This window comes from Mesorhizobium kamtschaticum, from assembly GCF_056174585.1.
The window spans coordinates 6372692-6396146 of the sequence record NZ_CM149691.1; the positions used below are offsets into that span (position 1 = coordinate 6372692).

The 23455-nt window shown below is 64.7% G+C and carries 19 protein-coding genes and 3 pseudogenes; 19 read left to right on the forward strand and 3 right to left on the reverse strand.

The genetic code is table 11. The features are described from left to right. Positions 1–53: 53 nt before the first annotated feature. From AC0V7N_RS31660 to AC0V7N_RS31695, 8 genes and pseudogenes are all read left to right on the forward strand, one after another. On the forward strand, positions 54–737 hold the full coding sequence (locus AC0V7N_RS31660; RefSeq protein ID WP_475452128.1) for a GNAT family N-acetyltransferase: 684 nt from the start codon (positions 54–56) through the stop codon (positions 735–737). Further along, on the forward strand, positions 734–3445 hold the full coding sequence (locus AC0V7N_RS31665) for a winged helix-turn-helix domain-containing protein (RefSeq protein ID WP_475452129.1): 2712 nt from the start codon (positions 734–736) through the stop codon (positions 3443–3445). The genes AC0V7N_RS31660 and AC0V7N_RS31665 overlap by 4 nt, the downstream gene beginning before the upstream one ends. Before the next feature lie 83 nt (positions 3446–3528). Continuing rightward, the gene (locus AC0V7N_RS31670; protein ID WP_496627499.1) at positions 3529–4650 is read left to right on the forward strand and encodes a histone deacetylase-like amidohydrolase; all 1122 of its coding nucleotides are present in this window, start codon (positions 3529–3531) and stop codon (positions 4648–4650) included. A gap of 4 nt (positions 4651–4654) precedes the next feature. After that, positions 4655–5512, forward strand: coding sequence for an urea ABC transporter permease subunit UrtB (urtB, locus tag AC0V7N_RS31675; protein ID WP_475452133.1), 858 nt, complete (start codon positions 4655–4657; stop codon positions 5510–5512). Continuing rightward, positions 5509–6495: a branched-chain amino acid ABC transporter permease gene (locus AC0V7N_RS31680; protein WP_475452135.1), complete on the forward strand. Its 987-nt coding sequence runs from the start codon at positions 5509–5511 to the stop codon at positions 6493–6495. Before urtB ends, AC0V7N_RS31680 begins: the two co-directional genes overlap by 4 nt. Further along, on the forward strand, positions 6492–7196 hold the full coding sequence (locus tag AC0V7N_RS31685) for an ATP-binding cassette domain-containing protein (RefSeq protein WP_475452137.1): 705 nt from the start codon (positions 6492–6494) through the stop codon (positions 7194–7196). The genes AC0V7N_RS31680 and AC0V7N_RS31685 overlap by 4 nt, the downstream gene beginning before the upstream one ends. Positions 7197–7198: 2 nt before the next feature. Continuing rightward, positions 7199–7900: an ABC transporter ATP-binding protein gene (locus AC0V7N_RS31690; protein ID WP_475452139.1), complete on the forward strand. Its 702-nt coding sequence runs from the start codon at positions 7199–7201 to the stop codon at positions 7898–7900. Between the two features lie 135 nt (positions 7901–8035). Next, positions 8036–9150: pseudogene (locus tag AC0V7N_RS31695) on the forward strand (substrate-binding protein). Between the two features lie 44 nt (positions 9151–9194). Here AC0V7N_RS31695 and AC0V7N_RS31700 read toward each other — a convergent pair. Together AC0V7N_RS31700 and AC0V7N_RS31705 are read right to left on the reverse strand one after the other, a co-directional pair. Continuing rightward, positions 9195–10841, reverse strand: a complete 1647-nt coding sequence (locus AC0V7N_RS31700) for an acetolactate synthase large subunit (protein ID WP_475452142.1) — start codon at positions 10839–10841, stop codon at positions 9195–9197. A gap of 185 nt (positions 10842–11026) precedes the next feature. Then, positions 11027–11928: pseudogene (locus tag AC0V7N_RS31705) on the reverse strand (LysR family transcriptional regulator). A 102-nt stretch (positions 11929–12030) separates the two neighbouring features. Between AC0V7N_RS31705 and AC0V7N_RS31710 the strand changes: the two are divergent. The 3 genes from AC0V7N_RS31710 (at position 12031) to AC0V7N_RS31720 (ending at position 14571) form a co-directional block, all read left to right on the forward strand. After that, complete coding sequence (locus tag AC0V7N_RS31710) at positions 12031–13020, forward strand: zinc-dependent alcohol dehydrogenase family protein (protein ID WP_475452146.1); 990 nt, start codon at positions 12031–12033, stop codon at positions 13018–13020. A gap of 194 nt (positions 13021–13214) precedes the next feature. Continuing rightward, positions 13215–13514 carry a TFIIB-type zinc ribbon-containing protein gene (locus tag AC0V7N_RS31715; RefSeq protein WP_475435466.1) on the forward strand — a complete coding sequence of 100 codons (300 nt, stop codon included), beginning with the start codon at positions 13215–13217 and terminating at the stop codon, positions 13512–13514. A gap of 76 nt (positions 13515–13590) precedes the next feature. Then, the gene (locus AC0V7N_RS31720; protein ID WP_475452148.1) at positions 13591–14571 is read left to right on the forward strand and encodes a Tim44 domain-containing protein; all 981 of its coding nucleotides are present in this window, start codon (positions 13591–13593) and stop codon (positions 14569–14571) included. A gap of 37 nt (positions 14572–14608) precedes the next feature. On the opposite strand, the gene AC0V7N_RS31725 is transcribed toward AC0V7N_RS31720, so the two are convergent. Beyond that, complete coding sequence (locus tag AC0V7N_RS31725) at positions 14609–15706, reverse strand: lactonase family protein (RefSeq protein ID WP_475452151.1); 1098 nt, start codon at positions 15704–15706, stop codon at positions 14609–14611. 199 nt (positions 15707–15905) lie between these two features. Between AC0V7N_RS31725 and AC0V7N_RS31730 the strand changes: the two genes are divergently transcribed. The 8 genes and pseudogenes from AC0V7N_RS31730 (at position 15906) to AC0V7N_RS31765 (ending at position 23451) form a co-directional block, all read left to right on the forward strand. After that, positions 15906–16457 (forward strand): MaoC family dehydratase, encoded by a 552-nt coding sequence (locus AC0V7N_RS31730; RefSeq protein ID WP_475452152.1) that lies wholly within the window; start codon positions 15906–15908, stop codon positions 16455–16457. Between the two features lie 2 nt (positions 16458–16459). Further along, a pseudogene (locus tag AC0V7N_RS31735) lies at positions 16460–17619 on the forward strand (CaiB/BaiF CoA transferase family protein). 14 nt (positions 17620–17633) lie between these two features. Further along, the gene (locus tag AC0V7N_RS31740; RefSeq protein ID WP_475460583.1) at positions 17634–18779 is read left to right on the forward strand and encodes an extracellular solute-binding protein; all 1146 of its coding nucleotides are present in this window, start codon (positions 17634–17636) and stop codon (positions 18777–18779) included. 24 nt (positions 18780–18803) lie between these two features. Next, positions 18804–19988 carry an ABC transporter substrate-binding protein gene (locus AC0V7N_RS31745; protein WP_475452155.1) on the forward strand — a complete coding sequence of 395 codons (1185 nt, stop codon included), beginning with the start codon at positions 18804–18806 and terminating at the stop codon, positions 19986–19988. A gap of 66 nt (positions 19989–20054) precedes the next feature. After that, positions 20055–20792 carry an ATP-binding cassette domain-containing protein gene (locus AC0V7N_RS31750; protein ID WP_475452157.1) on the forward strand — a complete coding sequence of 246 codons (738 nt, stop codon included), beginning with the start codon at positions 20055–20057 and terminating at the stop codon, positions 20790–20792. Further along, positions 20785–21534 carry an ATP-binding cassette domain-containing protein gene (locus tag AC0V7N_RS31755; protein WP_475452158.1) on the forward strand — a complete coding sequence of 250 codons (750 nt, stop codon included), beginning with the start codon at positions 20785–20787 and terminating at the stop codon, positions 21532–21534. The genes AC0V7N_RS31750 and AC0V7N_RS31755 overlap by 8 nt, the downstream gene beginning before the upstream one ends. After that, positions 21531–22481 carry an ABC transporter permease gene (locus AC0V7N_RS31760; protein ID WP_475452159.1) on the forward strand — a complete coding sequence of 317 codons (951 nt, stop codon included), beginning with the start codon at positions 21531–21533 and terminating at the stop codon, positions 22479–22481. The genes AC0V7N_RS31755 and AC0V7N_RS31760 overlap by 4 nt, the downstream gene beginning before the upstream one ends. A gap of 1 nt (position 22482) precedes the next feature. Further along, positions 22483–23451: an ABC transporter permease gene (locus tag AC0V7N_RS31765; RefSeq protein ID WP_475452161.1), complete on the forward strand. Its 969-nt coding sequence runs from the start codon at positions 22483–22485 to the stop codon at positions 23449–23451. Positions 23452–23455 lie beyond the last annotated feature (4 nt).

Below are 23455 nucleotides of genomic sequence, written 5' to 3' on the forward strand. Positions count from 1 at the left end.
CCCAACCCGGGAACCTCTTGGCAGGCGGGCGCAGAGTTGGCATCAGCTCTTGCATGCCAGCGAAGCTGCATGGCGAAGATCGAGGACAGATGCTGGTCACCGAAGGCGCATTGCCGGATGAAATCACCGATCTCGCGTCCGGCTACCGGCGCGTGCCGGCCGGCAAGATCGTCAATGCGGTGACGTGGATGGAGGCACGCGCCCCGATGCCGGGCCTCGCCCGACCGCTGACCATGACCCGGATCACCCAGCCCGACAGCGCCGCCTACCGCGCGATCTTCCTCGAGATCGGCGCGCCCTGGCTGTGGGATCGCGCCGCCGAAATGTCGGATGCCGAAGTATCAGCGCATTTCGCCGACCCGCGCCAGCATGTCTATTACGGCCATGATGAAAGCGGCGACCATGTCGGGATGGTCGAATTCTCCGTGGCCGACGACACAGAGATCGAGATCACCTATTTCGGCCTGTTCCCCACCTTGACCGGCCGCGGCCTCGGCAAGCGGCTGATGGCCGGCGCGCTCGACCAGGCATGGCGCCTCGGCCCCGGCCGCATCTGGCTGCACACCAGCAGCATCGACCATCACAGCGTCATCGGTTTCTACCGGGCTTGCGGGTTTGAACCCTTTGCGGCCGGTTTCGAACTCACCGACGATCCCCGGATCAAGGGAACCCTGCCGCGCGATGCGGCCCCGCAAATCCCGCTGATCGAAACCGAATGGGTGCCCGGCGCCAGATGAGACCGTCTTCGCAACCTGCCGGCCTTTCATCGCCGCACCATCGCCGGTGGGTACGGCGCGAAAGCATCCTGTCGAGGCTGGAGCGGCATGTCGACACGCGCATCGTGCTGTTCGCCGCGCCCGCCGGCTTCGGCAAGTCGACGACGATGGCGCAGTGGGCCGCGGAAGTTGCGCGCCACGGCCGGTTGACCGCATGGCTGTCCTGCGAGGCGACGGACAATGACGAAGGTGCTTTCCTGTCGCATTTGGTGGGGGCGCTGCGCCATCTCGTCCAGAACCCGGCCGAACTCGACCTTGCCTTCCAGTCGAGCCCTATCCCGCAGCTCGACGTGGTGCTGGCAGCACTGGTGGCAGGTTTTGCGGCGCGCGACGCCGACATCACTCTGTTCTTCGACGACTACCACGCCATCGAAGCGCCGGCGGTGAAGCGGTTCATGGAGCGGCTGACCCGGCAGGCGCCCGCCAACGTCGCCTTCGTCATTGGCTCGCGCAACCTGCCTGACCTGCAGCTCGGCAAGCTCAGGGTGCTTGGCGACGTTTTCGAAATCGGTCCGGACGATCTGCGCTTCGCCTCGTCGGAAGCCGAAGCTTTCTTCAACGACAAACTGGGCCTCAGCGTCAGCAGCGGCACGGTCGAGACCTTGTGCTCACGGACCGAAGGCTGGGCCGCCGGCCTGCAACTCGCCTCGCTGTCGCTCAGTGCCGCGCATGCGCCCGAAACCGTCATCGGCAATTTCACCGGCGCCAACCGCAACGTCGCCGATTTCCTGATGGGCGAAGTTTTCCTGGGGCTGCCGCCGGCCCTGGCGAAATTCCTGCTCCACAGTTCGATCTTCGAGCGCTTCAGCGCCGAGGCCTGCCGGGCGGTGATGCGCGCGGCGGACGCCGAGGCTGATATCACCGAAATCGAGACCCGAAACCTGTTCCTGGTGCCGCTCGACGAGGAGCGGCGCTGGTTCCGCTATCATCATCTGTTCCACGACTTCCTCAGCCGTGAGATGGAACGGCGCGAGCCGGAGATGATCGCACCCCTGCATCTGGCAGCGGCCGAATGGTTCGGCGAACGCAAGATGCTGACCGAGGCGATCGGACATGCGCTTGCCGCTGGCGACCAGGCCCGCGCGGCGGTGTTCGTCGAGAACAACGCACTCGAACTCATCGCCCAGTGCCAGCTGCTTTATGTGCGCCAGTTGCTGGCACTGCTGCCGAGGAAACTGGTCGAGCAGCGCATCCGGCTGCAACTCGTCGTGTTGTGGCTGGCGGTGCACTCAAGCCAGCCCGAGATTGCTCAGCAGACGCTCGCCAATGCGCGCAAGCTGGTCGAGACCGGGCCGGCCGACGGCAAGGATCCGGGCACACTGACCGGCACCACGATCGAGGCCGAAATCGTGGTCCTCGAAGCCGCCGTGCACAGCACGCTGGAGCAGTTCGAGGACGCGCGCGACACCGCATTGGCCGCGCTGCGCATCATCGCCCCCGATGCCTGGTTCATGGAAGGCGCGACCGCCAATGTCATCGGTTACAATCTCTATGCGCTGGGCGACCTCGAGGGCGCACGCGCGGCGGCGGACGCAGCACGCAAGGCGCATGAGCGAAGCGGCAGCCTGCTCGGCGTCACCATCGCCAATTGCTACATGGCGGTCATCGAACGCTCGGCCGGCCGCCTGCCCGCCGCCGAAAGGCTGCTGCGCAACACGATCATCGAGGCCAGGACGCGGATCGGGGCGAACTCCTATGCCGAGGCGCTGGCCGGAACGCTGCTTGCCGAACTGGCCTACGAGACCAACGCATCCGGCGAGGCGCTGACGCTGGTCGAGAATCTCGGGCCACTGATCGAGGGCGCCGCGGTCATCGTCTATCCCCTGGCCAGCGTTCCGACCTATGCCCGCGTGTTGCAGCTGACCGGTCGCGGCGACGCGGCACTCGACATGCTGGAGCGCGTCTACCAGCGCGTGCGCGGCTCCGTCTACCGCCGCCTCGCCTCAGTGCTGGTGCATGACCGCATCCGGCTGCTCATCGACCAGAACCGCGTCGCCGAGGCACGCGCCCTGCTGAGCGAGCATCGCCGCGAAAGCGCTGAAACCGCCCCGACTGTCGCCAACGAATTCGAGTTCTTTGCCGAGGGCAGGCTGCTGACGGCGGAGAAATCCTACGCCGCCGCCGCAGCACTTTTCGACGCGTTGCTGGAGCGAACCAAAAGTAGCGGGCGCATGCGCCGCCACATACTGGCGCTGATCCTGCGCGCCAAGAATGCCGGCCATGACCAGCGCGAAGCCGATCGCTATCTCCTCGAGGCGCTGCGTCTTGCCCAGCCTTCCGGCTTCATCCGCTCCTTCGTCGACGAGGGCAGGCTTGTGATCGAAGCGTTGATGCGGCTGCGCGCCGCTCAGGCAAAGACCGACCCCGCCCTGTCGGCCTATGCAACGCGCATCATCGATGCGGCGCAGACAATGCCCCCAGCGACACGCAAGCCCGCCGCACCAACCGAGAAGGAACAGCTCACCCAGCGCGAAACCGAACTGCTGCGCTGCCTGTCGGAAGGCCTATCCAATAGGGATATCGCGGTTGCGCTGTCGGTGAGCGAGACCACGGTGAAGTGGCATTTGAAGAACATTTACGGCAAGCTCTCGGTATCGAACCGCGTCCAGGCCGTGCGCGCCGCGCAGGCCGCCGCAAACCTCCGTCCCCCTCCGAAAGGAGGGGCATAGACATCTGGCGCGACCCCTCTTTCGGGTCGGGCCATCGTATCGTTAGCCTGCTAGCCTCCTCCGGATTGTAGAGGACGTTGCGGATGGCGACAGGTTACGTTTTTCACGAACAGCTGATGTGGCATGACACCGGCTCCAGCGCCGACATGATGCCTCCCGGCCGTTTCGTGGAACCCGGACGGCACCTGGAATCGCCGGGATCGAAGCGCCGGCTGAACAACCTTATCCAGGTTAGCGGCCTGGCGCGCCATCTGGTGCCGATCGTCGCCGAGCCGGTGACTGTCGAAGACTTGCTGCGCGTGCACACACAACGCCATGTCGACGACATCAAGATGCTGAGCGAACGCGGTTCCGGTTTTGCCGGGCCGCAGGCGCCGATCGGCCTCAACAGTTTCGACATCGCGCTGTTGTCAGCCGGCACCACCTATGCGGCGATGCGCGCCGTGCTGACCGGCCGCGTCGACAACGCCTATGCGCTGGCGCGCCCGCCGGGGCACCATGCCGAGCCCGACCAAGCAATGGGCAATTGCCTGTTCTCCAACATCGGCGTCGCCGTGCGCCGGCTGCAGTATGAAGGCCTGCTCGGCCGCGCGGCGGTGGTCGACTGGGACGTGCATCACGGCAACGGCAGCGAGACGGTGTTTTATTCCGACCCGTCGGTGCTGACGATTTCCCTGCACCAGGACAATCTCTATCCGACCGGTCGCGGCGCGCTGGCCGACAAAGGCAAGGGCGAAGGCGAAGGCTACAACATCAATATCCCGCTGCCGGCGGGCAGTGGCACCGGCGCTTATGAAGCGACCTTCGACCGCGTCGTCGCCCCGGCGCTGCGCGCCTTCAAGCCCGACCTCGTCATTGTCGCCTCCGGCTTCGATGCGTCGGGCTTCGATCCGCTCGGCCGCATGATGCTCAACAGCGAATGCTTCCGGCGCCTTGCCGCGCGCATGGTGGCGCTCGCCGCCGAGACATCGAACGGGCGCCTGATGATGAGCCATGAAGGCGGCTACTCCGAGGGGTACGTGCCGTTCTGCGGCCATGCCGTGATCGAGACCTTGGCCAACCATCGCACCGAAGTGGTCGACCCGTTGTCGGACCATATCGACGAATGGGCCGGGCAGGACTTGCAGCCGCACCAGGCTGCGGTGATCGACGCCGCCGAAGGCCTGCTCGCCGGCCTGCGCCAACGCCTCGCAAGTGCTGCCTGACGCGATGGATTTTCTGATCACCACGCTCCTCAATGCGCTGACGCTGATCAGCATCCTGATGCTGGTTGGGCTCGGGCTGGCGATCAGCTTCGGCCTGATGAACGTCACCAATTTGGCGCATGGCGAGTTCGTCACCGTCGGCGCCTTCGCGGTCTATTTCGTCCAGAGCATCGGCGGCTCGTTCTGGCTGGGGCTCGCCGCCGCGCCCATCGCCGGCGCGGTGGTCGGCTGCATCCTGGAATTCGCCATCATCCGCCACCTCTATTCGCGACCGGTGTCGACGGTGCTTGCCACCTGGGGTGTCAGCCTGATCCTGCAGCAAGGGCTGGAACTGACCTTCGGTCTCGGCGCCAAGCCGGTGACGCCACCGATCGAAGGCACGCTCGACCTGTTCTTCACCGTCTATCCGGCTTACCGGCTGATCCTGATCGCCATTGCCATGCTTGCCTTGCTCGGCGTCATCCTGCTGATCAGCCGGACATCGTTCGGGCTCGACATCCGCACCGTCATCCAGAACCGCGAGATGGCCGAAGGCGTCGGCATCAACACGCGGCGCACCTACGCCATCGCCTTCACCTTCGGCGCGGCCATCGCCGGGCTCGCCGGCGGACTGGTCGCACCGCTGGCGATCGTGCTGCCGCAGATGGGGGTGAACTACCTCGCCAATGCCTTCTTCGTCGTCATTGTCGGCGGCGTCGGCTCGATCGGCGGCCTCGTCGCCGGCAGCGTCTTCGTCGGCGGGCTGACCAGTGTGCTCAACTACCAGATCTCGCCTTCGCTGGCGCAGGCGATCGTGCTGCTCGCGGCCATCGTCGCTGTCCGGCTTCGGCCCAACGGCCTGTTCAACGGAGCGTCGCGATGATCGCCCGCGACCGCAACTGGCTGCTGATCTTCGCCGTCTGCGCGGCACTCGCCGTCATCTATCCGCTCTTCGCCGACGGCTATCAGCTGACGGTGATCCGCGACGCGCTGATCTTCGGCCTGTTCGCGGCGAGCCTCGACTTCTTCTGGGGCCGCACCGGCATCCTGTGTTTCGGCCACGCCGCCTTCTTCGGCATTGGCGGCTACATCATGGCGCTGATCACGCTCAACGACTCGATCCCCTTCGGCAGCCTGCTCGGCATCATGGGCGCGATCGCAGGGGCTGCCTTCGTCGCCGCCATCATCGGCTATTTCCTGTTCTTCGGCGGCATCCGCGGCAGCTATTTCACCATCGTCACGCTGGCGATGGGCGTCATCTGCCAGCAAGCCGCGGTCTCCTGGAGTTCGGTCACCGGCGGCGACAGCGGCCTGATCGGCATCCCACCGATCGAATTCGATGTTGGCGGCACACATGTCGATCTCAGCCAAGATGTGCCAAGCTACATCTTCGTGGCGGCCATCGCTGCAGTGGTCGTGCTGGTGCTGTGGTCGATCAGCCGGGGCCGCTGGGGCACGGTGCTGACCGCCATCCAGGACAATGAAGTCCGGGCGGCAGCGCTCGGCCACAACGCGCCGCTGCGGCTGCTCGTCACCTTCGTCCTGTCCGCCGCGATCGCCGGACTTGCCGGCGCGCTCTATGTCTGCATGGCCGGGCTGGTGGCGCCCGATTTGTCTGGACTGCTGCTGTCGACCGAAGTGATCGTCTGGGTGGCGGTCGGCGGGCGCGGCACGCTGCTCGGTCCGGTGCTTGGCGCGATCTTCATCCAGCGTGCGCAGCAGACGATCAGCAGCTTCAACCCGAGCCTGTGGCCGCTGCTGCTCGGCTGCGTCTTCGTCATCATCGTCTTCGTCCTGCCGGACGGCATCCTGTCGATCTACGCGCGGCTGAAGAGCCTGTTCAAGGGCCGGAGGCGCGCGCAATGAGCGACGTCCTGCTCCACGCCGAGAATGTCGGCATCCGCTTTGGCGGGTTGCAGGCGCTGGAAGGGTTGAACCTGACGGTGCGCGACAAGGAACTCTGCTGCATCATCGGGCCGAACGGCGCCGGCAAGAGCACCTTCCTCAACGTGCTGACCGGAACGCTTCGCCCGACCAGCGGCAGCGTGCGGTTCCTCGGCCACGATATTGCCGGCCTGCCGCTGCACCGCATTGCCCGGCTCGGCATCGCGCGAAAATTCCAGATCCCGTCGGTCTTCCCCAGTCTCTCGGTCGAGGACAATCTGAAGGTGGCACGCTGGGGCGTGCCCTCGCCGGTTCGCCCGGTTGGTGAGCTGCTGGACCTGGTCGCGCTTGGCAGCCGCGCAACCACGCTGGCCGGCGAACTCGCGCATGGCCAGAAACAATGGCTGGAGATCGGCATGGCTTTGGCGATCGAGCCAAAGCTGCTGCTGCTCGACGAGCCGACCGCCGGCATGACGCCGCAGGAGACGCTGGCGACAGCCGAGATGCTGCTGCGGCTCAAGGGCGAGTTCTCGATCGTCGCCGTCGAGCACGACATCCGCTTCGTGCGGGCACTGAACTGCGAGACGCTGGTGCTGCATCAGGGGCGCCGGCTGCGCAGCGGTCCTTTCCACGACATCGAGAGCGACGAAATGGTCCGCGACGTCTATCTGGGGAGGCGCTGACCATGCTGCGGACACTCGCGATCTCGGCCGGCTACGGCCTGCTCCCGGTGCTGAACGGCATCGACCTCAGCGTGGCATCAGGCGAAGTCGTCGGCCTGCTCGGCCGCAACGGCGCCGGCAAGACGACGCTGCTGCGGGTCATCGCCGGCGGCTTGAAGGTGAGCGGTGGCGCCGTGGTTCTCGGCGATCAGGACCTGACCAATGCGCCGGCCTTCCGGCGGGCGCGAGCTGGCATCGCGCATGTGCCGCAGGGGCGTGGCATCTTCAACCAGCTGACCGTGAAGCAGAACCTGGAAGTCGGCACCCGTGCCGCAAGGGATCGCGGCGACGGCGGCATTCCGGACGACATCTTCGGCTATTTTCCGATCCTGCGCGAACGCGAGGCGCAAATCGCCGGCACGCTGTCCGGTGGCCAGCAGCAGATGCTGGCGATCGGCCGCGCGCTCTGCGGCCTGCCATCGGTGCTGCTGCTCGACGAGCCTTCGGAAGGCATCCAGCCGAACATCGTGCAGTCGATCGCCGAACTGGTGCCGCGCATTGCTCGCGAGCGCGGCATCGCGATCGTTCTCGTGGAACAGAATCTCGATCTCGTTCTCAAGGCCGCCGACCGCTGCCTGGTGATGGAGAAGGGCAGGATCGTGCACGAAGGCACGCCGGAGGCGTTCGCCGACGAGAGCCTGCTGAAGGACCTGTTGGCCCTATAGAGCGCGCCTGAAGCGCGCCTGGGAGCTTGTTGACTTGTAAGGCGCGCATGGGGCGCGCCTGGACTGGAAGGGAACATAAAAATGATAAGCAGAAGAACGATCCTGAAATCCGGCGGCGCTGCCGCCGCCTTCGCCATGATCGGCGCGCCGTCGATCCTGCGCGCCGCCGACACAGTCAAGGTCGGCCTGTCGATCCCGATCACCGGGCTGCAGGCAATTCTCGGCGAGACGCTGCTCAATTGCTACAAGCTCGCCGCTGCCGAGCTCAACGCCGCCAACGGCATTGGCGGCCGCCAGGTCGAGCTGTTCATCGAGGACAATCAGACCACGACCAAGGGCGCCATCGACAAGGCCCGAAAACTCCTCAACGAAGACAAGGTCGACGTGGTCATGGGCACGATCATTTCGCCCGAGCGCAGCGCGACGCTGTCAGTGACCTCGAAGGCCAAGAAGCTGTTCTTCTACCCGACCAATTTCGAGGGCGGCGAATGCAACCGCTACTTCGTCGCCACCGGCCCGATCCCGATGCAGCAGGTCGACCCGATGATGCCATGGGTGGCCGAGAATCTCGGCAAGACCATCTACGTCATGGCGTCCGATTATGCCTGGCCGCAGAAGATGACCGAGGCGATCACGGCGGCCTATGAGAAGGCCGGGGCAAGATCATCGGCGCCGATTACTATCCGTTCGGCACCACCGATTTCGGCCCGGCCTTCCAGAAGATCAAGTCGCTGAAGCCCGATGTCGTGTGGTCGATGGTGGTCGGCAACGACGCCGTCACCCAGCTCAAGCAGTATCGCTCCTTCGACATCAAGCAGCCGCTGATCGCGCCGCTCGACGAGGTCTTCAACAAGGACGCGCTGCCGCCCGGCGTCGCCGCCGGCACCTACGCGCCGCAGCCCTACTGGATGGCGCTCGACAATCCGGTCAACAAGAAGTTCATCGCGAGCTTCCGCGAAAAATTCGGCCAGGAGAAGATGGTCAACGGTATCGGCGAGGCCGGCTATAACGGCCTGCATCTCTACGCGCTGGCCGCCGAGAAGGCCGGATCGCTCAGGGATGACGATGTGCTCAAGGCGCTGCCGACGATCGAGTTCGACGCGCCGCAAGGCAAGATCCGCGTCGATGCCTCGAACAACCACACGCTCTGCCATTCCTATGTCGGCAAGGCGGCGGCAGACGGCATCAGCTACGAGATCGCTAGGGATTTCGGCACCATCGCGCCGGTCACGCCCTACTGCAAGGTATAGGGTCTTACACCCGAGCGATCCTGACGGCGGCGCTACCGCTGCCGTCAGGGCGTCCGCGGCGCCGGCAGCCGCTCGCGCAATTCGTCGACGAGCACCCTGGTGTTTTCGGAGTAGTCGATGGGGACGACGACGAGATGCACGCCGCCGCCGGTGAAGGCCTGTTCCAGCGCCGGTCGCAAATCGGCGATCACATCAACCCTCGTCCCTTTGGCACCGTAGGCCTCGGCGTATTTGACGAAATCGGGATTGCCGAAGGTCATGCCGAAATCCGGGAATTCGTCGACCGCCTGCTTCCAGCGGATCATGCCATAGGCATGGTCTTCGAGCAGCAGGACAACCAGGTTGAGCTTGAGCCGGACGGCGGTCTCCAGTTCCTGGCTGTTCATCATAAAGCCACCGTCGCCACAGATCGCCATGACACGGCGCTGCGGATAAAGCAGCGCCGCCATCATCGCCGATGGCAGGCCGGCGCCCATGGTGGCCAGCGCATTGTCGAGCAGCAGTGTGTTTGCCATGCGCGTGCGGTAATTGCGCGCGAACCAGATCTTGTACATGCCGTTGTCGAGGGCGAGGATTCCGTCCGCCGGCATCACGGCGCGCACGTCATGCACGATGCGCTGCGGCGTGAAGCGGTCTTCGGTGGCGCGCGCCGCGATCCGGCTCAAAATGCCTTCCCGTAGCGGCAGCAGGGCCTGCGCGTTGGGGATCTTGCCCTCGATGCGGTCGGCCAGCAGCGCCAGCGAAGGGCCGAGGTCGCCGACGATCTCGGCTTGTGGAAAATAGACCTGCTCGACATCGGCCGTTTGATAGCCGACATGGATAACCTTCGGCCCTTTGGCGCCCATGATAAAGGGCGGTTTCTCGACCGTATCGTGGCCGATGGTGATGATCAGATCGGCCTGTTCGATGGCCTCGTGCACATAGTCGCGCTCCGAAAGGGCTGCCGTTCCCATGTAGAGCTCGGTGCCGCCGGGCACGGTGCCCTTGCCCATCTGCGTGGTGAAATAGGGAATTTGCGTGCGCAGCACGAACTGGGCGACATCGGGGGTCACGCGCGGCCGCGACGCCGCCGCGCCGAACATCAGCAGCGGACGCTTGGCCTCCATGATCATACGGGCGGCGCGATCAAGCGCGCCCGGGCTGGCCAGCGGCAGTTCGACCGGGTGCGTCGGCACCAGTGCGATCGGCTCGCACTCCGCCGCAGCAATGTCTTCCGGCAGTTCCAGATGCACGGGGCCGGGACGCTCTTCCTCGGCGACGCGGAACGCTTCGCGCACCAGCGAGGGGATCATCTTCGGCGAGACGATCTGGCGCGACAGCTTGGTCAGCGGCTTCATCGCCGCGACGATGTCGACGATCTGGAAGCGCGCCTGCCGCGATGACAGGATGCCTTTCTGGCCGGTGATCATGATCATCGGCATCGCGCCAAGCAGCGCATAGGCCGAGCCGGTCGTCAGGTTGAGCGCGCCGGGGCCAAGCGTGGTGATGCACACGCCTGCCTTGCCGGTGAGCCTGCCATAGGTGGCGGCCATGAACGCCGCCGCCTGTTCGTGGCGGGTCAGGATCAGCTGGATCGACGAGCGGCGGATGGATTCGACGATATCCAGGTTCTCCTCACCCGGAATGCCGAAAATCCGTTCGACCCCTTCGTTTTCGAGGGCCGCGACGAACAGATCCGAACCTTTGGTCATGAACCGCCTCTCCTGCAATGCGCACATTCCGTCAGCCATCTTCATATGGCAGGGAAGGCGACACCGCAAAGAGGCAGTCTTCGACCGCGGGTCAAAGGCGCGTGTTGCAGCCCGCCGCCTTGGGCGAGGCAAAGAGCTGTGCCGGCGCGGACCACTGGCTGGCCGGCGCGCCGCGCGTGCAGTGATCACGCCATCAATTTCGGCAAGGCGGCCGCCAGCGCGTCGACGGCGAGCCGCACCTTGAGCGGCAGATGCGGCGTCTGCAGCCAAAGGGCGTGGCAGTCGTAGAGATAGCGCGGCTGGTCCGGCAACAGCGCCACCAGCGCGCCGGCTCGAATGCGCTTGCGAACCAGCCACCAAGGCAGCCACGCCAGCCCCATGCCGTCGACCGCTGCGTCGGCGATGGCATCGAGATCGTCGAGCCGCAGCCGGCCGCTGGGCATGATCTCCTGTGTGGGTTGTCCTTCGCGCGGGAAGAGCCACGGCTGAACCACCTGACCGAGCCGGCGATAGACGATTGCCGCATGATCGGCGAGGTCTTCGATCCGCCGCGGTTCGCCATGAATTCTGAGATAGGAGGGCGCGGCACAGACAACCATGCCCTGGCGCGCGACACGCCGCGCGATCACCCGGCCTTGTCGATGAGATCGCCGGTCCGGATGGCAAGGTCAAAGCCATCCTCGGCGAGATCGGCGAAGCGGTCGCTGAGCGACAAATCGAGTTCCAGCATCGGATATTGCCGCGCCAGTTGCAGCAGCACGGGGGTGACGCAGTGGCGGCCGAAATGCGCCGGCATGGTGACACGCAGTTTCCCGCGCGGTTCGGAAAACTGGTCGGCGGCGAGCGCATCGGCGGCTTCGGCCTCGGCCAGCACGACACGGCAGCGTTCATAGTAGGCGTGGCCGAAATCGGTCAGGCTCTGGCGGCGCGTGGTGCGGTTGATGAGGCGTACGCCCAGCCGCTCTTCGAGAGAGCGGACATGCTTGCCCACCATCGCCCCGGACAGGTCGAGCGCGACTGCAGCAGCCGCGAACGAGCCAAGGTCGACCGCCCTAACGAACACCGCCATGCTCTCGAGCCGATCCATATTCGAAACCTCTGGTTTCTACTGCTTTATCATTACGCCCATTTATCCATGAAACCTTTGGCCGCATAGCTAATTCGGTTCAGATAATTTGGAGTAACCCGAATGGCACGTATTGTCCGCTTCCACCAGCATGGTGGTCCCGAGGTTCTGCGCATCGAGGATGTCGACCTCGCTCCACCCGGTCCGGGCGAGGTTCAAATCCGCGTCAAGGCGCTCGGCCTCAATCGTGCCGAGGCTCTGCTGCGCGCAGGCACCTATATCGAGACACCCGCCCTGCCCTCCGGGCTTGGCCTGGAGGCAGCGGGCGTTGTCGAGGCGGTGGGCGACGGCGCGAAGGATTTCGCGCCGGGCGATGCCGTCAGTGTCATCCCGCCGCAATCGATGGTTCGCTGGCCGGCTTACGGCGAGTTGGTCACCTATCCCTCAGGGCTCATAGTCAAGCATCCACCATCGCTCGACTGGCAGACGGCGGCAGCCATCTGGATGCAGTATCTCACCGCCTATGGCGCGCTGATCGATATCGCCAAGCTGAGCAGTGGAGATGCCGTCGTCATCACGGCGGCCTCAAGCAGCGTCGGGCTTGCGGCGATCCAGATCGCCAACAAGGTTGGTGCAACGGCGATCGCGGTGACGCGGACATCGACGAAGCAACAGGCCCTGCTCGACGCCGGAGCGGCACATGTCGTGGCCTCAGCCGAAGAGGATCTGGCGGCGCGGCTGAACGAGATCGCTGGACGGTGCGGCGTGCGCGTGGTGCTCGATGCGGTCGGCGGCCCGATCTTCAAGCCACTGACGGCTGCCATGTCGCGAGGCGGCATTCTGATCGAATATGGTGGCCTTAGCCCAGAGCCGACACCATTCCCTTTGGCTGCCGTCCTGGGCAAGACGCTGACTTTGCGTGGCTACCTCGTCCACGAGATCACCGGCGATCGGATGAAACTGGAGGCCGCCAGGGCATTTATCCTTGAAGGCCTGGAGACAGGCACGCTGAGGCCGATCATCGACCGGAGCTTTGCCTTCGACCAGATTGTCGAGGCGCATCGCTATCTCGAATCGAACGAACAGTTCGGCAAGATCGTGGTGACGGTCTGAGCGACGGCAACGCGAACAAATCGTTCTTGCCGGCAATACCGCCCTTGAAGGCACGGCTCCGCATCCCTAACTGTCTGGTGCGGGCCGGGCCCCTCTGACGATCGCTTCTGGTTTGTGATGTCGGACCGCTTTAACGGGCCCGTTTCCATACTTTTCGGTCAAGCGGGCTCATTCCTTTCGGTTTGGAGCCCCGTATGACATCTTCCCTCCTTGGTTTGGTTTGCCCCTCCTGCCGCGTCGCGCTCACAATGAGCGAACGCCAGGGTATCGAGATCGATTACTGTCCGCAGTGCCGCGGCGTCTGGCTTGATCGAGGCGAACTCGACAAGATCATCGAGCGTTCCGGCAGGGAGGCGTCGCCCGCGCCGCAGCCACAGCCGGCGGCATTCTCCCAACCTCAGCACGGCCATGGCCGCGATGACGATTATTCGCGCTCGCAGGGCCACCGCTATCCGAAGCGGAAGAAATCATTCTTCGAAGAGCTGTTCGATTGACCGCATGCCGCCGTCCGCTACCCGGGCCGGCATTGCTGAAAATTTCTAACAATCACACCGATAAAGGCCAACCTCGATGATGTCTCGCACAAGCCGATTTGCCACCCTCTTTGCAGGACTGATCCTGACATTTTCCATGGTCGCGATCGATCATGCCGAGGCTCGGCGCGGCGGCAGTTTCGGCAGTCGCGGCACGCGCACGTTCCAGTCGGCGCCGCCGACCAGGACCGCACCGGCGCCGACCGCTCCGGTCGAGCGTTCGATGACGCCCAACACCGGTGTGAACTCTGCCGCCCGGCAGCCCCAGGCCGGCCCGCAGAGGCCCGGCTTCATGAGCGGCTTCGGCGGAACGATGATGCGCGGCCTGCTGATCGGCGGCCTGATCGGGCTGCTCTTGGGCCAGGGCTTCGGCGGCATGGCCGGCATGTTCGGCTTCCTGCTTCAGGCCCTGCTCATCGGTGGCGCGATCATGCTGGCCATCCGCTTCTTCCGGTCGCAATCCGCGCGTGGCCCTGCCCCGGCGCTCGCCGGGGCAGGCAATGGCCAGACGTCGCGATTTGAGAACCGCGCAACGGGACAGACGGCAAGCTCCTTCACAATCCCCGGTTTTGGCGGCGGTTCGGGCGGAGGCTCGCCGGCCACCGGTTCCGAGGAGATCACGTTGGCCCAGACCGATCTCGATGCGTTCCAGCAACTGCTGACCGATGTCCAGGAAGCATTCGGGCGCGAAGACCATGCCGCGCTCCGCCGGGCGACGACGCCCGAAATGGTGTCCTATCTCTCGGAAGAACTGGCCGACAATGCCCAGAAAGGTCTCAGGAACGAGGTCTCCGATGTCACCTTGCTGCAGGCCGACATCGCCGAAAGCTGGCGCGAGGATGACCGCGACTACGCCACGGCCGCGTTGCGCTACGAATCTCGCGACGTGACGCGCGAAAGGGCCAGTGGCAAGGTCATCGAGGGCGATGAGGATCATCCGACCGAGACGACCGAGTTGTGGACATTCGTGCGAGAGAATGGCTCGAACTGGAAGCTCTCGGCAATACAACAGGCTTGAGACCCGGCCAGTTTGTCCGAGGACAGTTGCAGACAGTTTAGCGCACGATCCTGACGCACATCGGCGTGCCGATCTCGATGGCGCGTCCAGTGTCCGTCAGCATGCCGTTGGCGGCGTCGCGCGCGAAGATCGAGATGCGGTCGGCATTCTGGTTGGCGGAAAACAGATGACCGCCCGACGGCGTCAGCGCCAGATTGCGCGGCGTGGCGCCGCCGCAAGGAACATAGCCCACGAGGCTCAACGCGCCCGTCTGCTGATCGATCGCCATGATGACGACGCTGTCATGGCCACGGTTGGAGCCGTAGATGAAACGGCCATCCGGCGAGATCTGGATGTCGGCGCAATGATTGCTGTCGCGCGCCTCGGCCGGCACCGCCGGCTTGGCGTCGATGATCGACAGCTTGCCTGAGGCCTCGTCCAGCGCCAACGACACGACGGTCGAATCCAGCTCGTTCATGACGAAGACGAAACGCCCGTTCGGATGCAGCGCGAGATGACGCGGACCGGCGCCCGGCGTCAGCGCGGACTCGGCAAGCTTCGTCAAGCTGCCATCCCGCTCGATCCGGTAGGACACCAGCCGGTCGATGCCGAGGTCGGCGACGATGGCCGTTCCACCGGCAATGGTTTCGGTCACGCTGTGGGCATGCGAGCGTTCCTGCCGCGCCGCATTGGGGCCGGTGCCCTTGTGTGAAACGCTGGCCAGCGGCGGCGTCAACACGCCATCCCTGTCGAAGCCATAGACAGCCACAGCGCGGTCCGGGCCGCCCTCGCCCATGCCGTAATTGGCAACCAGCAGTTTCGTCCCATCGCGGGTGATGGTGTTGTGCGCGGTGATGCTGCCGAGCGATGGCTGTTTGTTCAAATAGGTGAGCGTGTTTGAGCCACGATCGAAGCTGTAGGCCGAGACTGTGCCCTCGCGCCAGGCAAACACTTCCGAATTGGCATAGATGCGCGAGCCATCCGGTGTCACCGACAGGAAGGTCGGATTGTCGACGTCATTGGTCTCAGCCAGTTTTCGTATTTCCAGCGTCGCCTCGTCGAAACTGTAGACGCTGAGTCCGACGCCGCGCGCGCCCTGAAAATAGGGGGCCTCCCGGTTCAGGCTGCCGACAAACACCAGACATGCACTGCTCATCTTTTCCTCCCTGCCCGCCGTCGCTTGAGCACTGCGGGATCGGTCAAAATTTCGCCTGTCCTCGCTTGCAACGCAACCCCATATGTGAAAATACTATTTACAAAAGAAGATTGACGGGAGGAGACGTCGTGCAATCAGGCGCCTTGACGCGCGTTCGAACGGCTGCACGGACCCTTTCGCGAGAGCAACAGAGTCAGCCATGAACGACTTCGCCCCCACTGTCGGCATTGCCTCGACGTATCCCAAGAACATGCCGGAGGATCATGCCGCGCTGCCGGTGTGGAATGCCGAGAACTGGTTCTACGAGGACTGGCCGGTCGGCCAGAAAATCCGCTCGTTGCGGCGCACGATGGCGGAAGGCGACAGCCATCTGTTCAACACGCTGGTGCTCGACATCCACCCTTACGTGCAGGACCAGATGTTTGCCGAGAGCGAAGGCATTTTCGGCAAGCGGCTGATCGCCGGCGCCTTTGTCTTTTCGGCGGGCCTCGGGCTGGTCGCCACCAACTGCGTCAACGCCTTTTCCTATGGCTACGACAGGCTGCGTTTCATAAAGCCTGTCTTCATTGGCGACACGATCTATTCGATCCGCTCCAACCTCGACAAGAAGCCCCGCTACAAGGAAATGGGGCTGATCCGCGCCAGCTACGAGGTGTTCAAGGGCGAAGGCGAACTCGTTCTCTATTGCGAGCATTTGCAGACGGTGAAGTACCGCAACCCGGCCGATTTCGTCGGCAAGACGGAGAAATAGAGATGCCGGCGCCAGCCGAATTGCCGCTCGCCGGTCTTGTCGTCGTCGACATGAGCCAGTTCCTGTCCGGGCCCTATTGCTCGCTCAGGCTGCTCGACCTCGGTGCCCGTGTCATCAAGATCGAGCGTCCGGATGGCGGCGACCTGTCGCGCCGGCTCTATCTCAGCGATACCGAGATCGGCGGCGATTCCACCATCTTCCACGCCATCAACCGCGCCAAGGAGAGTTTGCCATCGACCTCAAGAACGAGGCCGATCTCAAGGCGCTGCGCGCTCTTCTCGCCAAGGCGGACGTGCTGATCCAGAATTTCCGGCCGGGAGTCATCGAGCGACTGGGCCTCGACTATGAGGCCGTGCGCAAGATCAACCCGCGGCTCGTCTATGCCTCGATCAGCGGCTATGGCGAAGAGGGCCCATGGGTCAAGCGGCCCGGCCAGGATTTGCTGGCGCAATCGCGCTCAGGCGTGATGTGGCTGAATGGCGACGAGGACCAGGGGCCGGTGCCGTTCGGGCTTGCCATCGGCGACATGCTGGCGGGTGCGGCCTGCGCGCAAGGCATCCTCGCGGCGCTCGTCCGGCGGGGCATCACCGGCCAGGGCAGCCATATCGAGACCAGCCTGCTCGAAGCGTTGGTCGATTTCCAGTTCGAGGTGCTGACCACGCATCTCAACGATGGCCGCCGTTTGCCCAAGCGCTCCAATTTCCGCAGCGCGCATGCCTATCTGTCGGCGCCTTATGGCGTCTATCCAGCCAAGGACGGTTATCTCGCCATCGCCATGACGCCGATCCCCAAGCTGGCCGATCTGCTGGCACTCGAAGAGTTGGCACCCTATCGCGACAGGCCGGCATCGTGGTTCACCGCGCGCGACGACATCAAGGCGATCATCGCGCAGAGAATTGCCACCAAGACCATCGACGAGTGGCTAGCCATTCTCGAGCCAGCCGACATCTGGTGCGCCAAGGTGCTGACCTGGCCGGAAATGCTGGCCAGCGAAGGTTTTCAGTCGCTCGACATGCTGCAGACGGTGACACGCGAGGACGATGTCTCGATCCTCACCACCAGTTCACCGCTGAGGGTCGATGGGATCAGGGCCAAGGTCGATCGGGCCGCACCGCGCATCGGCGAGCACAGTGCGGCGATCCGCGCGGAGTTCGGCCTGTGACCACGCTCAAGGGCATGACCTGGAGCCATCCGCGCGGCTACGATCCGATGGTCGCCTGCTCGTCGCTTTGGCAGCAGAAGACCGGCGTTGCCATTGCATGGGACAAGCGTTCGCTGCAGGATTTCGAATCCTTTCCGGTCGAGGAACTGGCGCGCGCCTACGACCTCATCGTCATCGACCATCCGCATGTCGGCCAGATCACGGCGGAGCGTTGCCTCGAGCCGCTGGATGTCGCCGGCCGCGAAGCGGAACGTGCGGCACTTGCCTCGGGCAGCGTCGGCCAGTCCTATCCGAGCTACAACTGGCAGGGACGGCAATGGGCCTTGCCGATCGATGCCGCCAGCCAGGTCCAGGCCTGGCGGCCGGACGCGCTCGATGCGCCGCCGGCGCGCTGGAGCGAGGTGCTCGATCTCGCCCGGCAAGGCCGCGTGCTGCTGCCGCTGCGGCCGCCGCATGTGCTGATGATGTTCTACACGCTGGCCGGCAATCTTGGTCATCCCTGCGCCACCGATCCGCCCCGCGATCTGATCGACATCGAGACCGGCAGCCAAGTCTTCGAAGCGATGCACGAGATCGCAGCGCTGGTCGAACCGGCCTGCTTCGAGATGGACCCGATCGCCGTTTCGGAACGGATGGCGGAGGCCGGCTCCCGGATTGTCTGCGCGCCGCTGATCTATGGCTATGTCTCCTATGCGATATCAGGGTTTCGCGCGCACCGCTTGGCCTTCGCCGACATTCCGACCATCGGCTCCGATGGTCCCGTCGGCTCGGCGCTCGGCGGCACCGGCATAGCGGTGTCAGCCTTTTCCAAGGCGAAAGATGCAGCGACCGACTTCGCCTATTGGGTCGCCAGCGGCGATGTCCAGCGCGGTCCCTATGCCGCCGCCGGCGGACAGCCGGGCCATGGCGCCGCCTGGGAAGACCGGCCCGTCAATGAAGCGACCGGCAATTTCTATCGCGACACGCGCGCGACGCTTGAGGGCGCATGGGTGCGACCGCGCCATGACGGCTACATGGCGTTCCAGCAGGCGGCGTCCGACCGCATCCTTTCCGGCATGACCTCGGGGCACAGAGCCGCCCAGGTCGTTGCCGATCTCAATCGCCTGTTCCGGGAGAGTTCTCCTGCGCAGGTGTCCGGCGCTGCCGGTGGAGGAGCCTGAACGAAACCGAACGGAGGAGAGACAATGAAAAACATGATGCGCGGCCTTTTGGCCGCAACCGCCTTTGTATCCATCACGATTGCCTTTGCCCAGGACGTGCAAGGCGTCATCGGCGGACTGCCGACCGAACTCAAGGCGCAGTATGACGGCGCGCCCCAGAAGGTGCTGCCTTCGGCCTGGGACAATTTCACCCCGCCGCCGAAGCCGTGGAAATGGTGCCACTCGGAATCCTACCAGGGCAATCCGTGGCGCGTGACGGTCACCAAGGAGTTGAAGCGTCTGGTCGACGGGCTGATCGCCGACGGCACGGTGTCCAGCTTCGAAGTGTCTGACTCCAACAACGATGCCAGCCAGCAGATCAACCAGATCCGCGCCTTCATCGACAAGAAATGCTCGATCATCACCTCGATCCCGGGCTCGGCGACGGCACTTGACGACGCCGTCGACGCAGCCGCCAAGGCCGGCATTCCGTTCATCACGGCAGCCGGCTCGGTGACCAGCCCGAACGCGATCAATGTCGATTCCAACTATGCGCGCTGGGGCTATGACATGATGACGGCGATCGGCAAGGCACAGCCGGACGGCGCCAGCATCCTGCTCGTCGAAGGCATTGCCGGCCATCCGATCGTGGTGCAGGAGCGGCAGGGCGCGGACAAGGCGCTGGCCGAAAATCCCAAGATGAAGATTTCGCGCAACGTCAACGGCAACTGGACGGCCAACGTCACCAAGACCGTCGTGCTGCAGGCGATCGCCACCAACCCGGCGCCGATCGATGCGGTGTGGACGACCGGCAGCGAAAGCCGTGTCGTCGCCGAGGCCTTCGCTGAAGCCGGCCGTCCGGCGCCGCTGATCACCGGCTCGATCACCGGCGACGCGCTCGGCTATTGGAAGGCCAACCCCGACAAGTACCGCTTCGAAGGTCATGCGGTGTTGCCGCATTGGACCGCCGAAACGCTGTTCCGCGTCGGCGAGCGCATGCTCGACGGCCAGAAGCCGAAGCTGAACACGCTGCTGATCCCGATCCCGCCGGTGCACAGCGCCGATCTCGGCCAATGGTACAAGGACTGCATGACGACGGATGCCGTCTCGATCTTCCCGATCCCACCCAAGGATCCGATGCCGGAGGAATGGCTCGACGCCTATTTCTCGAACCCGGCGCCGACCAAGGGCTGGGACTATTCGAAAGTACCCGACGCCTGCGCGAAGTGACATCATCGACAGACCCAACGAGCCGGCTCCTTTCGGGGAGCCGGCTTGCCAGCTTCGAAACACGGCATGCTTGAAATCAAAACCATATCCAAACGCTATGGCGAGACGATCGCGCTGGCCGACGCCTCGATCGCGTTCCGGGCGGGCACCATCCACACCATCCTGGGCGAGAACGGTTCGGGCAAGAGCACGATGGTCAAGCTCTTGTCCGGCATCGTCCAGCCGGACAGTGGCGTGATCCTGCTGCAGGACAAGCCGTTTTCGGGTGCAAACCCGTCGGCCTTCCAGGTGCAGGGTTTCGCCACGGTGTTCCAGGAAGTTCTGATCGCACCCGATCGCAGCGTGACGGACAACATTCTGCTTGGGCTCGACGGGTTGGTCCGGCGTATCGTTCCCAGGAACGAGCGTCGCGACAGGGCTGCCGCGGCACTGAAGCGCTTCGCCGTAACTAACGTTCCGCTCGACACGCCCGCCGGCCTGTTGCCTCTGGCCGCGCAGCAACTGGTGGTTCTCGCTCGTGCGATCGTGCGCAACCCAAAAATCCTGATCCTCGACGAGGTCACCGCAGCGCTCGACTTCGCCGACCGCGAATCCGTCTTTTCACTGATGCGCGCGCTGGCCGGCGAAGGTTGCCTCATCCTGTTCATCACGCACAGGATGGACGAGGTGATGTCGCTGTCGGATCGCATCTCGATCCTGCGCGGCGGCAGCGTGGTGCGCACCGAGGAGCGTGGCGCCTCGACACCGGCTGAACTGTTGAAGGCGATGGCGCCACGTACCGCGGCGGAGCTGGCGCATGGCTGATCACACGGCTCCTGGCCTCGCCATTCGCGACCTCGTCATCGCGCCCGGCGCCGGCCCGATCACGCAAGCGATCGCTCCCGGCGAGATCGTCGGCCTTGCCGGCCTCGATGGCCATGGCCAGGAGCTGTTCCTCAAAATGCTTGCCGGCCTGGCGCCGCCGCTTGGCGGCTCGATCGAACTGGCCCTGCCCGGCGCATCCCGCAAGATCACCGGGTTCCGCAAGGCCATCGCCAGCGGCATCGCCTATCTGCCGCGCGACAGGCGTGCGAACGGCATTTTCCCGACGCAATCGGTGCTCGACAATTTCGCCGTTTCGACCTTGTCACGCGACACCCGTCTCGGCCTGATCAGCCCGGCAGCGCGAAGAGCGCGCTACGACATCTACCGCGAAAAACTGTCGATCGTAGCGCCCCGGCCGGATGCACCGATCACCACTTTGTCGGGCGGCAACCAGCAGAAGGTGCTGCTGGCGCGGGCACTGGCGCTGGAGCCTGCGATCCTGCTGCTCAACGACCCGACGCGCGGCGTCGATGTGGCGACGCGGCATGTGCTCTACGACGTGTTTCGCGGACTGGCAGCCGACGGGATGGGACTGGTCATTCTGTCCAGCGAGATCGAGGAGATTCTTCTCCTCTGCCAGCGCGTGCTGGTGTTCCGCGAAAATGAGGTCGCCGCCGAAATCGCCGGCGAGGCGTTGACCACTGATGGTGTGATCTCCGCCATGTTCGGACGTGCGGCATGACCCCGGTCAAGCGCATCCTGTCTTTTGGGCGAAGTGTCGGTTTCGCTGTCGTGCTGCTGGTCGTCCTGCTTGCGGTCAATCTCATCCTGAGCCCGGGGCGGTTCCAGCCCGGATCATGGGGCGCGCTGGTCGGATTGGCCGCGCCTTTGATCGGCGCGGCCATCGCCTCGACGCCGGTGATCCTTGCGGGGCGCGGCGGCATCGACATCTCGGTCGGACCGCTGATGGGCTTCGTCAACGCCATGGTAATCCAGGTGCTGTTCCTCAAGGCCGGCATCTCATCGCCGCTGCTGCTCGTTCCGGCAGCCCTGCTCATTGGCGCTCTGGTCGGCGCGGCGAACGGTTTTCTGGCGACAATCGTGCGCATCCAGCCGATCGTTGCCACGCTCGGCACCTATCTGATCCTCACCGGCGTGACGCTGACGATCCTGCCGGCGCCGATCGGGCCGGCGCCGGCCTGGCTCAAGGCGCTATCCGGTCCGCTGTCGATGCTGCCGCTGGCCTTGATGTTCATCACCTGGTGGCTGGTGCGGCGCACGCCTTACTATGACCAGCTGATGGCGGTCGGCAGCGACGACCGTGCCGCCTACACCGCCGGCGTCGACGTCACACGCGTGCGCTTCATCGCCTATGTCATGACCGGCATCCTCGGCGGCTGCGCAGGGCTAATGCTGACGGCGCTGATTGGCTCGGCCGATCCCAATATCGGGCCGACCTACACGCTAATCGCCATCGCCGCCGTAGCGCTTGGCGGCGTCAGCCTGGCCGGCGGCCGTGGCGGCGTCGCCGGCGCCGCGATCGGCGCCATCGACATCTTCCTGCTGCAGAGCGTGCTGACGACGTTCAACGTCTCGACCTTCGTGCTGCAGATCGCCTATGGCGCCATATTGGTTCTGGCCGTGATGCTGACTGCGCTGCAGGAACGTCTTGCCACGAGAGGGCGCTGACATGATTGGGCGAAACCTGTTTGCGACAACCAATGCCCGCGTCGTCGGCGCCTTCTGTGTCGCCGCCCTTCTGCATCTCGCCGGTACAGTTCTCATTCCCGGCTACTCCGCGCCGTTCGCGATACGCGCCATGCTGGTGCTTGCCTCGCTGCTGGCGGTCGCCTCGATCGGCCAGACGCTGGTCGTCATCATGGGTGGCATCGACCTGTCGATACCCTTCGTCATCGGCTTCGCCAATGTCGTGGCCGCGCAGCTCTACGGCGATGGCTGGAATTTTGTCCTGGTCTGCGGCCTCGTCGGTGTGCTCGCACTCGTCATCGGTGGGCTGAACGGGCTGATCGCGCGCAGCCTCGACATCCAGCCGCTCATCGTCACGCTCGGCATCGGCATGGTCGTGCAAGGGCTGGTGCTGTTGTGGACGGCTGGCTTCCCGTCAGGCTCGGCACCGCAAGCGGTTTCCAGCTTCGTGTCGATCGGCGGATCGGCGGGACCGCTGCCGGTCCCATGGCTGGTGCCGAGCCTCGTCGTGCTGGCGGCACTCGTCGTGCTGGTGCTGGAGCGGACGCCTTATGGCCGCCGGCTCTATGCGCTGGGCAGCAATCCGGGGGCGGCGCCGCTGGCGCTGATCGACCCGGTCCGCATGTGGGTGATCACCTATGCTGCAAGCGCCTTCTTCGCTGCCGTGGCCGGCGTGCTGTTGCTCGGCTTCACCGGCTCAGCCTATGGCGATGTCGGGCAACCCTATCTGTTCCAGACCATTGCAGCGGTCGTCGTCGGTGGCGCCGCGTTGGTCGGCGGGCGGGGCAGCTATCTCGGCACCATCGCCGGCGTGCTGGTGCTGACCGAGATCAACACGCTGCTGATCGGCCTTGGCTTCCAGCCCTCTGCGGTGCAAGCAGCACTGGGCTTCATCATCGTGCTGCTGGTCTCGCTCTACGGCCGCGAGCGGCACGTCTCGACGACGATCTGACCGC